A 15,094-nucleotide genomic window follows, 5' to 3' on the forward strand; every position below is an offset into this window, starting at 1 on the left:
CCGTCGCATATACCGCGTCATCACGCCGCCTCCTGACCGCGCGAACGCGCCAGCTGTCCCAGTTCGGCGGCGGATGCGCCGGGGAATCCGCGATGGCGGCCGTAGACGTTGCGACGGACCGCCGGCCGTTTCGGCAGGATGACCAATCCGCCGTCCGGATGCGGCATCACCTCGATGGGACACTGATACACGTCGGTGAGCATGACGGACGTGAAGACCTCCTCGGGCGTGCCCACGGCGCGAAGCCGGCCACGCTCAAGCAGCGCGACGCGGTCGGACCATGCGGCCGCCGCGTCGAGCGCATGCACGATGACGACGACCGCGCATCCGGCCGCCGCGTAGTCGCGGCCGATGCGCATGAGCATCTCCTGATGCTTGATGTCCATGGCCGCGGTCGGCTCGTCGAGCAGCAGGATCGGCGCCGCCTGCGCGAGCACGCGCGAGAAGGCGGCACGGCCGCGCTCGCCGCCCGACAATGACGTATAGACGCGGTCGGCAAGCGGCGTGACCTCGGTCATCGACATCGCGGAATCGACGATCATGTCGTCGTCCATCTCCTCGGCGGTGCCCTCCCATGGGGAACGGCCCATGCGCACGATGTCGTCCACGCTGAACGGGAACGTCACGTCGACCGACTGCAGCAGCACCGAGCGGCGCATGGCCAGTTCGGTGGCGTCCCACGATGCGGCCGGCAATCCGAACAGCGAGATCTCGCCGTCGGCAAGCGGCATGTCGCCGGTGATGGCGTTCAGCAGCGTCGACTTGCCGGCGCCGTTCGGACCGACCAGCGACAGCACCTCGCCGGCGCGGACGTCCAGATCGATGCCGGAGAGAATGCGGCGCTCGCCGATTTCGACGCTTACGTCCTTGAGTTCGAGCACGCAGTCGCCGGGATTCGGCATCTGCGGCGTGCGATGGACGGTGTTCCATGGCATGCGGAGAGCCACGCTCATGCCCAACCTCCTGACTTGGATCGGCTGCGGCGAAGCAGCCAGAAGAAGAACGGTCCGCCGACAAGCGAGGTCAGCATGCCGATGGGCAGGTCGGCGAACTGGATGGTCGTGCGGGCGGCGAAGTCGGCGATGGTGAGCAGCAGCGCGCCGCCGAGCGCGGAGGCCGGCAGCAGCGTGCGGTGGCCGGGGCCGATGATCATGCGCAGCAGATGCGGCACGACCAGTCCCACGAACGAGATGATGCCGGCGAAGGCGACCGCGGACGAGACCAGCAGTGCCACGGCAAGCATGGAGAGGAAACGCAGGCGTTCCACGTTCACGCCGAGGTGACGGGCCGGCTTCTCGCCGAGCGAGAGCAGGTCGAGCCGGCGGGCCATGAACTGCACGGCGATGATGCCGATGAGGCACATGGGCGCCACAAGCGCCACCTGCTGCCAGCGGCTGCCGTTGAACGAGCCCATCTGCCAGAACACAATCTGGTCGCGCGCGTTGGTGGGCGCGGCGAAGGTGAAGAACGAGATGAGCGCGCCGGCGATGGCGTTGACGGCCACGCCGGTCAGAATCAAGGTGACGATTTCGGTGCGGCCGCCGCGCCGGGCCAGCAGATACACCGACATGGTGGTGGCCAGACCGCAGGCGAAGGCGAGGAACGGCGTGGTGAACGCGCCGAGGAACGTCCATCCCATGAGGATGGAGCAGCTGGCGCCGACGGCCGCGCCGGAGGAGACGCCGACGGTGCCGGGTTCGGCGAGCGGATTGCCGAACACGCCCTGCATGACGGCGCCGGCGACGCCGAGGGCCGCGCCGACGACGATGGCCATGACGATGCGCGGGAAGCGCACGTTCCACAGCGCCTCGTTGCCGAACGCGCGCGTCGGGCCTTCGAGCCAGTGGATGCCCATCTTGTTGAGCACAGAGCCGATGACCTGGTCGAACGGGATGATGAGCTGGCCGAGCGATGCGGAGACGACGGTCATGACGAGCAATCCGACGATGAGTATGACGAAGGTCATCGCCGTCTTGCCCATGCGCGGCTTGCCGGCGAGGCCGAGGTCGGCGGCGTTGGCGGCGATGTGCCGGCTGCGGGCCCGGTCGACGCGGGCTGCGGCGGCACGGATGTCGCCCGTGCCGGAGCCATCGGCCGCCGCACGCGGGGTGTCGCCGGCCACGCGTGGGGCCGATGCACTGGGGGCGTTGCCCGTCTTCTCCATCACTTGGTGTTCTCCTGCTTCATCTCGTTCAGCCGGTTTTCGACGACTTCCGGCTTGGTCTTGGGCTGGTAGGCCTGTTCGGGCACGTAGACGGCCGTGGCGAGCGCGGCGAGGACCTGTGCCGTCTGCGGGCCGAAGCTCATGATCTCGTAGTCGCTCATGTCGACGACGCGTCGATGCTGGCCGGCGGGCGTCTCCTTGATGCCGGGCAGTTCGAGCATGCCGTCGAGTCCGCCGGCCGATTGCACGCCCAGCGTCATGGCGAAGATGACGTCGGGCTTGGCCTTGATGAGCGCTTCGGCGTTGGTGGCGGCCATGCCCTTGAACCCGACCTCCTTGGCCACGTCGTTCGCGCCGATGGACTGGATGAGCGAGTCGGCGCCCGAGCCTTCGCCGAACCAGTAGTAGATGGATTTGCCGCGCACGTAGAGGAACACGATGCGTGGCTTGCGGTTCACGTCGGCCGGGGCCATGGTTTTCTGGATGGTCTGGATGGTTTTGCTTATTTCGCTGTTGGTGCGTTTGACGAGCTGCTTGCCGAGGTCGCTGACGCCGAGCGCGTCGGCGACCGCCTGGATCTGCGTGCCGACGCCGCTGACTCCGTCGTTGCTGGTGAGCGGCACGAACACGACGGGCACACCCGACTGTCGCAGCTGCAGCTGCACGTCGTAGGGGCCGATGCTGGTGTCGGTGATGATCACCGTGGGTTCGAGCGCGAGGATGGCTTCGGCGTTGAGGTCCATGCCGTTGACGGTGACCTTGGGAAGCTTGTCCATGCCGGAGGAGCCGGTGGCGGTGTCGCGGCCGACGAGGTTGCAGCCGAATCCGAGCGCGTAGACGGCGGCGGCGAGACCCCCGTTCTGGTTGAGCGCGAGGATGCGCGTGGTGTCGGTGACGGTCTGCTTCGGGCCGTCGGAGCTTTTGACGGTGACGGGCAGCTTCTGCTGCTCGAACGGCGCGTTGGAGATGGGTATGATCTGGTCGGAGCGCGTGTAGGCGGTGGTGGGGCCGGTGATCTCGCGCGGGTTCCTGAGCTTCGACTGCGTGACGTCGGGCAGTTTCGGCGGATTGGGCGTGGTGGAGGCGTCGGGCACATCGCACGAGTCGAGGCTGGATTCGGATATGGTGCCGATGTTGGCGCAGCCGGCCATGCCCATCAGGCACGCGACCGCGAGGAGCGACGCCAGCAGGGCTTTCGCGCGGCGTCGCGCATCGACGATCAGATGTCCGATGTTCATGAAGCGGGATTCCTTGGGATGGGTTTGATGACGGATGAGCGGGGGCCGAGCCAATGGAATCAACTCCCCTCAGACCGCCTTCGGCGGCCAGCTCCCCTCATTCATGAGGGGAGCCAGATGATGTGCCGCTTGGCTCCCCTCAGGATTGAGGGGAGCTGTCGGCGATAGCCGACTGAGGGGAGTCGAAAGGACACCCTCTCAGCCCCATCGCTTAGCGCAGGGCACGGCGACGGGCGGCGAGCACGACGCCCGCTCCGGCGGCCAGCACGACGGCTGCGGCGACGATGCCCATGATGGCGGAGCCGGTCTTGCTCAGCGCGTTGGGCTTCGTGGCGGTGCCGTTGGCCTTGGCGGCGGCGTTCGTCTTGTTGGACGAGGTGGTGCCGGTCGTGGAGCCGGAGGCGTTGCCGTTGGCGGAACCGTTGTTGTTGGAACCGTTGTTGTTGGAACCGTTGTTGCCGTTGTTGTTCTGGTTGCCGTTGTTGTTGGCGGTCGGGTCCTTCACGGTGACGGGCAGGGTGGCCGTGACCTTCTTGCCGTCGATGGTCGCCGTGATGGTGATGGTGGCGGAACCGGCCTTGCCGGCGACGACCTTCTGCTCGTCGTAGCCGACGGCGGCGGTGGCCGGGGTGTCGGCGTCGTCGGATTCGGCCGGGAAGCCGACGACCGACTTGTCGGAGGACTCCCAGGTCACCTTTTCGCCGCCGACGTTCTCGCCCTGGGCGAAGGCGTAGATGGTCTTCTCGTCGTTCACGTTGAGCGTGAGCGAGGTGATGGCCTTCTTGTTCGCGTCGGCGAAGGCGAGCTTCGGCTCGATTGCGGCGGGCTTGGCGGCTTCGGAGGCCGATGCGTCGGCGGAACCGGCGGCGTTCACGGCCGTCACGGTTGCCGTGTACTCGGTGTTCGGGTCGAGCTCAGTGAAGACGTGCTGGAAGGTGTTCGCGTCCACGTCCTGGGTGACGGCGTCGCCCTTGGACGGGGTGAGCGTGACGGTGTAGCCGGTGATGGCGCTGCCGCCGTCGGAGGCGGGCTTGGACCAGCTGACGAGCAGCTCGTGGGCGCCGGCCTGCTTCACGGTCACGTTCTGCGGGGCGTCAGGAGCGACGGCCGCGATCTCAAGGTCCTTGGCGGCGACGGCCGCGGACTGCCGGCCTTCGGCGTCGATGGCGACGACGGTGGCCTTGAGCGTGGTGCCGGGCTTGGCGATGCCGGCGAAGTCGGCGGTGTACTCGCTCTGGCCGTCAACGGCCTCGACGGTCTTGGTGGCGACCTGCTTGCCGTCCTTGTCGGAGACGACGACCGTGTACTTGGCGACCTTGGAGTCGTAAGAGCCGGCGGCCGGGGCCTTCCAGCTCACCTTGGCGTCGGCGTTGCCGGACTTGGCGAGGGTCACGTCGCTCGGCGCGGTCGGGATCTGGGCCTTGAGGGTGATGGCCTGGGCGGTGTCGAGGCGACGGTCGGTGATGGCCAGCTGGTGCGCGGCGATGGTGCCGACGATGTAGGTCTTGCCGTATTCGAGCTTGTTGGCGTCCACGTCGACGGTGCCGGTGAAGGCGCCGTCCTTGATCTGGCCGGGCTGAATCCATGCGGTGCCGACGAGCTTGCCCATGTAGGCCATGTTGAAGGCCTGGCCGGGCTTCCACACGGAGGAGTCGACGACGATCAGGTAGGTGCCGTTCGCGGCGGCGCCGCCGGTGAAGCCGGTGCCCTTGACGGTGAAGGTGTTCTTGACGGACGGGTCGATGTTCGAGGCCGGGCTGACCTTGATGCCCAGGTCGGACGCCGGATCGGGGTTCGGGGTCACGGCGTCGGAAGCCGGGGATGCGGCCGAGGAGCCCTTGGCATTCTTGGCCGTGACGGTGGCGGTATAGGAGACGCCTGCGGCGAGGTCGCCGAATGTAGCGGTGGTGGTGTTCGCATCGACGTCCTTGGTGACGGCGTCGCCCTTGGACGGGGTGAGCGTGACGGTGTAGCCGGTGATGGCGCTGCCGCCGTCGGAGGGGGCCTTCCAGTCGACCTTCACCGACGTGGCGGAGGCGACGGAGGCGGTCGGCTTGGCCGGGGCGGCGGGCGCGGTGGTCTCCGGCTCGGCGGTCTTGAGCGTCAGGTCGACGGCGTGGTCGAGGTTGCGGTTGGTCACGGAGAGCATGTGCGCGGCGAACGTGCCGACCACGTACTGCTTGGAGGCGTCAAGCGTGTTGGCGGGGATGTCGAGCACCTGGGTCCAGTTGCCGTCCTTGTCGAGGTTGGCGTAGCCGTCCTTCGGATCGTTGGCGGGACGCACCCACTTCTGGATGGTGAAGGCGCTCTGGTCGGTCGGGACCTTGCCCGGCTGCCACACGGACTTGTCGGCGATCACGACGTAGGTGCCGAAGGCGGCGCCGGAGCCGGTGTAGCCCTTGCCGGTCACGGTGATCTGCTGGTCCTTGGTCGGGTTGATGACGGTCGGGTCGGCGGAAAGCGTGCCGACGTTGCCCACCTTGGTCGGGTCCTCGGCCGTCTTGGCGGTGTAGGAGACGGCGATCTCGGTCGGGGCCTTGCGCTGGTCCGCGGCGCCGCCGGAGGCGTACCAGTACGGACCGGAACCGGTCTTGGAGACGAAGTCGAGGAACGGCTTCGGCCAGCTCTTGGCCTTGGTTCCCTGGCCGTCCACGTCGTTCTCGTTGAAGTCGGGGGTGACGACGGTGCCGTCGTCCTTCACGTCCACGTTGGAGAGCGTGGCGATCTCCACGTTCTTCTCCTCGGCGATCTTGCTGAACACGGTGGCGTCGTTCATGTCGGTGGCCCAGCCGCCCAGCGTGGCGGTGACGGTGCCCTTGCCGCCGGTGACGTTCAGCTTGAGGTCCTTGGCGTACCACTGGACCTGGCCGGAGTAGTAGGAGACGGTGAAGGAACCGGTCCAGGAGATCTCGGCGTTGTCCTTGTCGGCGTCGATGGTGCCGGTGCCCTTGGTCAGCTTGACGCGGTTGCCGCTGCCCTCGCCGGTGGCGGAATAGGCGGCGGGAAGGTCCTTGCCGTCGGGCGTGGTCTTGAGGCCGGCCCAGGTGGCGGCCGCATACGTGCCGTCGGCCTGCTTCTTCTCGATGGAGACGTTGCCGTCCGACTGCTTCCATTCGCTTTCCTCGACGAGGTCGTCGGCCGAGGTCTTGTCGACGACGCCGGCGCTCAGGAAGTTGAACGTGCCGGGATTGTAGGCGCGCCAGTTCGTCTCCTTGTTGAGGCCCCATGTCAGGGTGGCGTCGTCGGTGGTCTTCGCGGTCGAGTCGGCGGCGGAGGCGGCCGGCACGACGAGGCCGGCGCCGAGCGTCGCCACGGCGATCGCCGAGGCGAGTGCCGCGCTGCGTTTCTTGTTCAAGAACACTGATGTTCCTTTCGTCTTCATGTCCCCATGCCCTCATCCAACGGAAACCTGATGCGGATGCGGGGTCCAACACTTGTCCTCACGGGGGCGTCGCCTCGAAAAAATGCAGAGCTGACAGGCATGCTCCGTGAAGTTCGTACGCACGATACGACAAGGAAAAAATCATTCTCAAGTCTTGTTTTTTTCAGATTCATCCCGTAGTCGCGCACGCGCGATATCAAGAATCGTTCCCAAATTCAAGAGCTGTGATATACATCACATATCGAGATTGTGATGGGACCGGCCAGACGTGACGGCTCCCCTCTCCCGCGTGAAGTCGGACGGCAGCGGATTCGACGAACCGTCTCAGCCACTCGGCTCCCCTCCCTGAGGGGAGCTGTCGAACGAAGTGAGACTGAGGGGAGAACACCCCACACAGCACACCACCAACTCCCCTCAGTCAGGCTGCGCCTGACAGCTCCCCTCATGCATGAGGGGAGCCAACGAGATGAACCGTCCCAGCCGTGTCGGCCAAGGCATCCACTACCCTGACAATCATGACGATCACGGTATCCACGGATGGCAGCGCGTTGGGCAATCCTAATGCTGAGCCGTCAAGCAGACAGTCCAGTGGACCGTCTGTAGGCGAAGGGAGAGGCCGCCAAGGCCTCGACGGGACCGGTTGGATTGTCCAAACCACCACAAGGAGCTGAAACATGACGATCACGGTATCCACGGATGGCAGCGCGTTGGGCAATCCTAACGGTCCTATGGGCTGGGCGTGGGCGGACCACGAGACGAACGCGGGCGGCAGGCCCGGCCATGAGCATCCCGGCGACTGCGATGCGGGCGGCGCCACGAACGGCACGAACCAGATCGGCGAGCTGTGCGCGGTGCTCGAGGCGCTGCGCGCGCATCCGGGCGAGGAGCCGCTCGTCATCGAGACCGATTCGCAGTACGCCATCAACTGCTCGACCAAGTGGGTGCATGGCTGGAAGCGCAACGGTTGGAAGAACTCGCAGAAGAAGCCGGTGAAGAACGCGGAGCTTGTCAGGGCCATCGATGCGGAGATCTCCCGCCGCGCCGGTTCGGTGAAGTTCGTGTGGGTCAAGGGCCATGCGGGCAACGCCGGCAACGAGAAGGTGGACGAACTGGCGCGCACGTATGCGGGCGACTGCCGGTCCAAGGCGCGCGACGGGTATCTGCCGAAGGAGGGATGGCAGTCATTGCTGGGCTCCCCGTATTCCAAGGGCACCGACGTGCCGGCCGATGCACGGATGCTCCTGGACGGCAGCATCACGGCGGAGGAATACCATCTCGGCCGCGGCGAATCCAGCGGCGACGGCGCAGTCGGAGGCAATGGCACAAGCACCGGTTCGAAGACGACGAAACCGGCAGAGAAGCCAAAGTCCGCATCGGCGACGACGTCGAAGCCGATTGCGAAACCATCATTGGCCGAACTGCTCAGGGAACCCGAGGGCGTGCCCGACTACGATGCGGAGCCGCCGGCATCAGCAGCGACCGCGTCGGCGGCGCCGACACTCCAGCCGGAACCGGCACAGGAGTCGAAGCCGGAATCCGCGACGACGCCCCCACCCTCAACCCCGACCCCAACCGCCCACCGTCCCTCCGGTCTTCGGGCGCAGGGCACCGTGCGCATCACTCCCCCGCCGTCGAGCAGCCCGTCGTTCCAAGGCAGGCCCATCACCATCACCGGCACCATCACGTTCACCGGCACGGTGGCGGCGGACGGCACGATGGAGCTTGACGGCGACGTCTTCCTCGGCCGCTGACCGCACCGTTGCATACACTTGGTTAATGAATGTGTAGAACGTTCAAAAATCCGGTCCACCGAAGGAGAGAACCATGGACAAGGCACAGCAGGATGCATTGAAGAAGGCGGCGGGCATCGAGGCCGCCAAGCTGGTGACGAACGGCATGATCGCAGGTCTGGGAACCGGCTCGACCGTGCGCTTCCTCGTCGATGAGCTCGGCCGCCGCGTGCAGGAGGAGGGCCTTCAATTCACCGGCGTGACCACGTCCCGTCGCACGCAGGAGCAGGCCGAGGGCTACGGCATCAAGATCGTGGACGTCGACGATGTCGACCACATCGACGTGACCATCGACGGCGCCGACGAGGTGGACAAGAACTTCGACGGCATCAAGGGCGGCGGCGCGGCCCTGCTGTGGGAGAAGATCGTGGCCACGAACTCCAACAAGATCGTCTGGATCGTGGACGAGTCCAAGGTCGTCGACACCATCGGCGCGTTCCCGCTGCCGGTCGAGGTCATTCCGTTCGGCGCCGGCCACGTCATCAAGAAGTTCGAGGCCAAGGGCTACAAGCCCGTGCTGCGCCTCGACGCCGACGGCAAGGAAGTGCGCACCGACGAGAACAACTTCGTCGTCGACCTGCACCTGGGCCGCATCGACCACCCGCGCGAGCTGGCCGAGGATCTCATCAACACGGTCGGCGTGGTGGAGCACGGCCTGTTCCTCAACATGGTCGACACCGTGATTGTAGGCGATCCGAACGGTCCGCGCGTCATGACCAACGGCAACAAGTGACGCAACGTCACCTATGACAAAAGCCCCGGAACCGTAAGGTTCACGGGGCTTTTTCCTGCGTCTGCCCGACGCTGCGCCATACGGCGCTGAAGACTACTTGCGCTGGTGGCGAGTCTTACGCAGCAGTTTGCGGTGCTTCTTCTTGCTCATCCGCTTGCGGCGCTTCTTGATGACCGAACCCATCTCAGCCTCCGTTCTATATGTATCGAAAAGATTGCAACTTGCCCAATAGTACTACGGCTTTCGGACGAACACCACCCACGGCGCCAATCCGTGCCGCGGCCCCGCGCAGCCGGGCGCATGGGGACTACATGGGGAACTTCTGGTAGAACGCCATCACCGCGTCCTTGCCGCCCGTCACCTGGAAGACCACGGTGTCGTTCTGCCAGACGGCGACGGCCTTGGTGTCGTCGTCGGCGTCGGCCTTGACCACGTACGTGCCCTTGTTCGCGCCGGACACCTTCACGTTGCCGTGCGCCAGGGTGTCGCCCTCCAGAGCGGCCGTCAGCTTGTCGTACTGGGTCTTCGCACCGGAGGAGTTCGACCACTGGCCGATGACCATCGCCACGTCCTTCGACTTGGCGCCGGTGGAATACGTGACCGCATACTCCTCGACCGGCTTGGCGGATTCCCAGTCCTTCGTGGCCTCGACGCCGGTGCGCGCGTAGTTGGCGACGGCGTCGGGGAACGCCTTGACCAGTTCGCTGGCGTTCTTCGGCAGCGCGGACGCCTCGATGGTCGGGGTCGCCGCCGCGGACTGCGTCTGCATGCTCCGCGCATCGCCGCCGTTGTCCTTCATCGCCCAGCCGGGCCAGACGAACGCGCTGAACAGCGCGATGATGATGATCACCGCCGCGGTGACGATAACGATCAGACGACGTCGCGAGGAAGAAGAATTGGAATTTGGCATAGCGCGATTCTCTCACGCCGTTAGGACGCTGGCCGACAGGCATTGCATGCGCCGACGCCTGCAATGCCAACGGCCGCGATGTCCCTCCCGGCGAATCGCGTCGGCGTCTCCCGCCACCGCGACGAAACAGGAGGCGAGGGCCCCGCGGGGATTTTGTCGTTCAACGCCAATAGCGTTGGCGGCATGGCGAAATCCTCTACTCAGTTCCTGTGCTCCGAATGCGGATGGAGCGGCGGCAAATGGTTCGGACGCTGCCCCGAATGCGGTGAATGGGGCACCATCGAGGAGTTCCGCGAGGCACGGCCCCGCGCCGCCGCACGGACGCGCGGCACGGCGATGGCCGCCGGTTCCGCCGGCGCGGCCGCAGGCTCGCGTTCGGGCATCGGAGCCGCCACGTCGCATACGCAGGCGGCGCATGTGCCCGATTCCATGGTCGTGCCCATCACCAAGGTGAGCGAGGCCGACGTGACGCGCGTGCCGACGGGCTTCGGCGAATTCGACCGCGTGCTCGGCGGAGGCATCGTGCCCGGTTCGGTGGTGCTGGTGGCCGGCGAGCCCGGCATCGGCAAGTCCACGCTGCTGCTGGAGACGGCCGGCCGCGTGGCCAAGGCCGCGGCCGATGCGTCGGGGACTGGCAGCGACGCCGCTGGCGGCGCCACCGCCACCGGCGGCAAGGTCCTGTACGTCTCGGGCGAGGAGTCCACGTCGCAGGTGCGCATGCGCGCCAGCCGCATCGGCGCCGTCAACGACCATCTGCTGCTCGCCTCCACCACCGACCTCGCCACCGTGCTCGGTCTTATCGAACAGGTGAATCCGGTGCTGGCCATCGTCGATTCGGCGCAGACCATCATCTCGCAGGACGTCGATGGCATCTCGGGCGGCTCCTCGCAGGTGCGCGAGGTCGCCAGCGCCCTCATCGACGTGGCCAAGACCCGCGACATCCCCGTGCTGCTGGTCGGCCATGTGACGAAGGACGGCTCCATCGCCGGCCCGCGCACGCTCGAGCATCTGGTGGATGTGGTCTGCCAGTTCGAGGGTGATTCGCAGACCGCGCTGCGCATGCTGCGTGCGGTCAAGAACCGTTTCGGCCCGACCGACGAGGTCGGCTGCTTCGATATGAGCGGCGAGGGCATCGACGAGGTCGTCAACCCGGGGGCGCTGTTCCTTTCCGACGGCGACGACGCCACCGAGGGCACCTGCGTGACGTTCACCGTGGACGGCCACCGCAGCCTTCCCATCGAGATTCAGGCGCTGGTGACGAATTCGGTGCTGCCGACGCCGCGCCGCGCGACCAACGGCATCGATTCGAATCGTCTGGCCATGCTGGTCGCCGTATTGTATCGGCACGGCGGCATCCCATTGCTGAACAACGACCTGTACATCTCCACGATCGCCGGCGGATTGGCGAAGGAGCCGGCGTGCGACCTGGCCATCGCGGCCGCGTTGGCGAGCGCCGCCTTCCATGCGCCGATCGCCCGCGACTACGCGGCGATCGGCGAGATCTCGCTGACCGGCCAGATTCGTCCGGTGCCGCGTCTGGAGTATCGTCTGCGCGAGGCGGCACGTCTGGGATTCACCCATGTGGTCGCGCCCAAACGCCGTCGGGGCGCGAAGCCCATCGTCATCGACGGATTGACCGTCATCGAGGCGGATTCGGTGTCGAAGGCGCTGAGGGCGATGGGCGTGGTGAAGCGCCGGTAGCGGCGGTCCGAGGGGGAGCTGCCGCATGGCGGTCCGAGGGGAGCTGACTACTGCACGGTGATCGTCAGGGGATCGGATTTCACGGCCTTGTTGTCGCGCAGGCTCAATACGGCCACGTAGGTGCCGGCCTCCACATGGGGTCGGGAGGCGTCGTCCTGGCAGGTGGAGCCGGTGCGGTTCGTGTTCCATGTGACGGTCTGGATGTCCTTGTCGTTGCCGTCCATGAGCAGCATGCGCGAGTCGACGTCGCATGAGTCCGATCGCCATACCGTCTCGTTGCCGGATGTGATGGCCAGCACGCGCGATGCGTTCGACGCGTCGATGAGGCAGGACGTGTTGCCGCTGTGCAGAATCGACGTCTTGAAGTTCACCGTGCCGCCGACGCCGACGGTCGTATAGTCGGCCGACAGGTTCAGCGTGATGTTGGAGTCGTCGCAGTCGGGCACGCCGGCCGTGGTCCTGGACTTCGTCGTGCCGTCCGACGACGATTCGGCACCTGACGATTTCGTGCTCTTCGAGGATTTCGACGCCTTCGCGGTCTGTGACTGGGACTGTTCGTCGCCGCCGACCAACGCCTGCACGCCCCGGACCACGCCGTAGACGAGGCCGCCGAATACGGCAAGAACGGCTATCAGCACGATGACCGCCACGATGCGACGACGACGATAGATACGCTGCTGCTGTTTGCTGATTCTCCGCTTTGCCATAGTTCATGAGTGTAGGAACGTTCGGCGGCGAACGATATGGGACACGGCGATTCCTAGCGGCATTTCCACATCGGCATCGTCATGCGTGGCCGTGACGGGCCTCGTCGCCACTGACGCGGCGGACGTCATTGTGACGGACGCGGCGGACGTCATCGCGGCAGCGACAGCGAGCCGTCCTTGTTGATTTCGATGAGTCCGTCGTCGTCGAGCGAGGCGATGCATGCGGCGAGCTGGCCCTGGTCCGGCCACAATGATTCCGCTTCGGCGCGCGGCAGGCCGGCCGTCAGGCCGCCGTCGTGTCGCCGTCGAAGCGCGTTCAATACGATGCCGCGCACCTGACGGTCGGTGCCCTGGAACCGCTGGCGGGGCCGTGTGCGCCTCTCCCCCAGTCCCGGCCGGCCGGCGGCGAGGAACGCGCAGCATGTCGATACCGGGCAGACCTCGCACATCGGTTTCTTCGCCGTGCATACGACGGCGCCGAGCTCCATGACCGACTGGTTCCAGATGACCGACTTCGCCGTGTCGTCCGGCAGCGCGTCGTTGGCGAGGTCGCGTTCGGCGCGTGTTGCGGAGCCTCCGCGCGATTCGACGCCGAGCAGTACGCGGGAGAGCACGCGGCGGATGTTGGTGTCGATGACGGCGACGCGGCGGCCGAACGCGAAGCTGGAGACGGCGCTGGCCGTGTAGTCGCCGATGCCGGGCAGGGACAATAACGTGTCGTGGTCGTCGGGCAGTGCGTTGCCGTATTGGTCGGCGACGACGCGGGCGCACTCCTGCAACCGCAGGGCGCGACGGGGATAGCCGAGGCGCCCCCACGCGGTGATGACCTCGGCGGTGGAGGCCTTGGCAAGCGCGGCGGCGTCGGGCCAGGTGCGCATCCAGTCGGTCCAATACGGCACGACGCGGCTCATCTGGGTCTGCTGGCTCATGACCTCGGAGACCAGCACGCCCCATGGGGTGGTGCGACCGAACCGCCAGGGCAGGTCGCGGGCGTTCGCCTCCCACCATGCGGCGAGCCGCGCGCGCACCTGTTCGCGGGTTTTGTCAACGTGTTCTTCCTGCATCACAGCCACCATGCCAAAAACCATACGTCCGCGCAAATTCGGACCGTCGTCCCGCATGATGCGCCGTGTCGGTTGGCGTTTCTATCCTTGACGATTGTGAATACGGAACAGAACCCCACGAATCCCGCCGAAAACCACGGCGCCGACCCCGAATCCAAGGTCGAGAAGATGTTCGAGTACGGCTACCGTAAGTCGAACTACGGCCCCGACGAGCTCGTGACCGACGCCCATGGCAACCCGATCAGCGTGGTGGATGCCATGCTTTCGGCCGAGAAGGCCGCCGAGGCCGAGACCGTCACCCCGCATCTGTGCTACTACTCGCCGCGCATCCCCGGCAACACCGGTTCGGCCATCCGCCTGTGCGCGGTGACCGGCACGATCCTGCATCTGGTGGAGCCGCTGGGCTTCAACCTGCGCGATACGAAGCTGCGCCGCGCCGGCCTCGACTACCACGACATGGCGCATGTGGTGCTGCACCCGAACTTCGAGAATCTGGTGGAGTCGATGCCGAACTCGCGCATCATCGCGTTCACCGCGCATGCCACGAAGCTGTACACCGACATCGAATACAAGCCGACCGACATTCTGCTGTTCGGCCCCGAACCGGGCAACATCCCCGATCCGATGGACATCATGGAGGGCCCGCATGTGGCCGAGCAGGTGAGGCTCCCCATGCGCCCCTCGCTGCGTTCTTTGAACCTGACGAACTGCGCCTCCATCGCCATCTACGAAGCCTGGCGCCAGCTCGGATTCCAAGGCGGAGCGTGAGCAAAACAGTCCAGTGGACTGTTTTGTAGCGACGCGAGCGGCGATTCATCGAGCCGCGAGACGGAGACACAGTGTCCGCAGGACTCCTCCAGAAAACCGGAGCGTGAGCAAAACAGTCCAGTGGACTGTTTTGTAGCGACGCGAGCCGCGATCTCATCGAGCGGCGAGACGGGAACACAAGGTCCCTCCAACCGGGCGTGAGACAACGCGGACACCATCCACAATCCGCGGGTAGACTGGCGAAACACGGCTTTTTCACGGACGGCCGCCGCAATCAGGCCGCCGTCCGAAGCCGGGGATGGATTCAAAAACGGTCGTTGGTCTTAAGGGAGACTTCATGAACAAGGCAATCATCACCGTCGTCGGCCAGGATACGGTCGGCATCATCGCCCGCGTCTGCACGTATCTGTCGAAGCACCACGTGAACGTGCTCGACATCTCGCAGACCATCATCGACGGCTTCTTCAACATGATGATGATCGTCGACTATTCCGAATCCGACAAGGATTTCAGCGCCATGGTCGGCAATCTCGAGGACCTCGGCGACGACATCGGCGTGCGCATCCGCTGCCAGCGCGAGGAGATCTTCACCAAGATGCACCGCGTCTGAGTGTGATGCGAGCCTGCTGAAGGAGAA

At 65.9% G+C, this 15,094-nt stretch carries 13 protein-coding genes; 5 read left to right on the forward strand and 8 right to left on the reverse strand.

All coding sequences use genetic code 11. The annotated features are described in order from the left end of the window. Window positions 1-20: 20 nt before the first annotated feature. From CS006_RS01760 to CS006_RS01775, 4 genes are all read right to left on the reverse strand, one after another. Window positions 21-953 (reverse strand): heme ABC transporter ATP-binding protein, encoded by a 933-nt coding sequence (locus tag CS006_RS01760; RefSeq protein WP_207759982.1) that lies wholly within the window; start codon window positions 951-953, stop codon window positions 21-23. Next, window positions 950-2,164 carry a FecCD family ABC transporter permease gene (locus tag CS006_RS01765; RefSeq protein ID WP_243386680.1) on the reverse strand — a complete coding sequence of 405 codons (1,215 nt, stop codon included), beginning with the start codon at window positions 2,162-2,164 and terminating at the stop codon, window positions 950-952. Before CS006_RS01765 ends, CS006_RS01760 begins: the two co-directional genes overlap by 4 nt. Next, the gene (locus CS006_RS01770; RefSeq protein WP_207759984.1) at window positions 2,164-3,402 is read right to left on the reverse strand and encodes a heme/hemin ABC transporter substrate-binding protein; all 1,239 of its coding nucleotides are present in this window, start codon (window positions 3,400-3,402) and stop codon (window positions 2,164-2,166) included. The genes CS006_RS01765 and CS006_RS01770 overlap by 1 nt, the downstream gene beginning before the upstream one ends. Before the next feature lie 211 nt (window positions 3,403-3,613). Beyond that, window positions 3,614-6,763, reverse strand: coding sequence for a fibronectin type III domain-containing protein (locus CS006_RS01775; RefSeq protein ID WP_100510060.1), 3,150 nt, complete (start codon window positions 6,761-6,763; stop codon window positions 3,614-3,616). A 695-nt stretch (window positions 6,764-7,458) separates the two neighbouring features. Here CS006_RS01775 and CS006_RS01780 point away from each other — a divergent pair. Both CS006_RS01780 and rpiA read left to right on the forward strand, forming a co-directional pair. After that, entirely contained in the window at window positions 7,459-8,535 is a 1,077-nt protein-coding gene (locus tag CS006_RS01780) for a ribonuclease H family protein (RefSeq protein ID WP_100510061.1), read from the forward strand. Window positions 8,536-8,608: 73 nt separating this feature from the next. Next, window positions 8,609-9,307 (forward strand): ribose-5-phosphate isomerase RpiA, encoded by a 699-nt coding sequence (gene rpiA / locus CS006_RS01785; RefSeq protein WP_100510062.1) that lies wholly within the window; start codon window positions 8,609-8,611, stop codon window positions 9,305-9,307. Window positions 9,308-9,400: 93 nt separating this feature from the next. On the opposite strand, the gene CS006_RS01790 is transcribed toward rpiA, so the two are convergent. After that, window positions 9,401-9,490: a 30S ribosomal protein bS22 gene (locus CS006_RS01790; protein WP_004268639.1), complete on the reverse strand. Its 90-nt coding sequence runs from the start codon at window positions 9,488-9,490 to the stop codon at window positions 9,401-9,403. Between the two features lie 124 nt (window positions 9,491-9,614). Further along, window positions 9,615-10,217: a hypothetical protein gene (locus tag CS006_RS01795; RefSeq protein WP_100510063.1), complete on the reverse strand. Its 603-nt coding sequence runs from the start codon at window positions 10,215-10,217 to the stop codon at window positions 9,615-9,617. A gap of 183 nt (window positions 10,218-10,400) precedes the next feature. On the opposite strand from CS006_RS01795, the gene radA reads away from it, so the two are divergent. Beyond that, window positions 10,401-11,918: a DNA repair protein RadA gene (gene radA / locus CS006_RS01800; protein ID WP_100510453.1), complete on the forward strand. Its 1,518-nt coding sequence runs from the start codon at window positions 10,401-10,403 to the stop codon at window positions 11,916-11,918. 47 nt (window positions 11,919-11,965) lie between these two features. Here radA and CS006_RS01805 read toward each other — a convergent pair whose 3' ends face one another. Then, window positions 11,966-12,625 (reverse strand): hypothetical protein, encoded by a 660-nt coding sequence (locus CS006_RS01805; RefSeq protein ID WP_100510064.1) that lies wholly within the window; start codon window positions 12,623-12,625, stop codon window positions 11,966-11,968. A gap of 149 nt (window positions 12,626-12,774) precedes the next feature. After that, window positions 12,775-13,689 (reverse strand): HhH-GPD family protein, encoded by a 915-nt coding sequence (locus CS006_RS01810; RefSeq protein ID WP_100510454.1) that lies wholly within the window; start codon window positions 13,687-13,689, stop codon window positions 12,775-12,777. 168 nt (window positions 13,690-13,857) lie between these two features. Here CS006_RS01810 and CS006_RS01815 point away from each other — a divergent pair, with 168 nt between their 5' ends. Both CS006_RS01815 and CS006_RS01820 read left to right on the forward strand, forming a co-directional pair. Beyond that, complete coding sequence (locus CS006_RS01815; RefSeq protein WP_100510455.1) at window positions 13,858-14,457, forward strand: tRNA (cytidine(34)-2'-O)-methyltransferase; 600 nt, start codon at window positions 13,858-13,860, stop codon at window positions 14,455-14,457. A gap of 337 nt (window positions 14,458-14,794) precedes the next feature. Then, the gene (locus CS006_RS01820; RefSeq protein WP_094664857.1) at window positions 14,795-15,067 is read left to right on the forward strand and encodes an ACT domain-containing protein; all 273 of its coding nucleotides are present in this window, start codon (window positions 14,795-14,797) and stop codon (window positions 15,065-15,067) included. Window positions 15,068-15,094 lie beyond the last annotated feature (27 nt).

Origin of the sequence: Bifidobacterium primatium, assembly GCF_002802875.1 — a bacterium.
In the GTDB taxonomy this organism is placed as follows: Bacteria; Actinomycetota; Actinomycetes; order Actinomycetales; family Bifidobacteriaceae; genus Galliscardovia; species Galliscardovia primatium.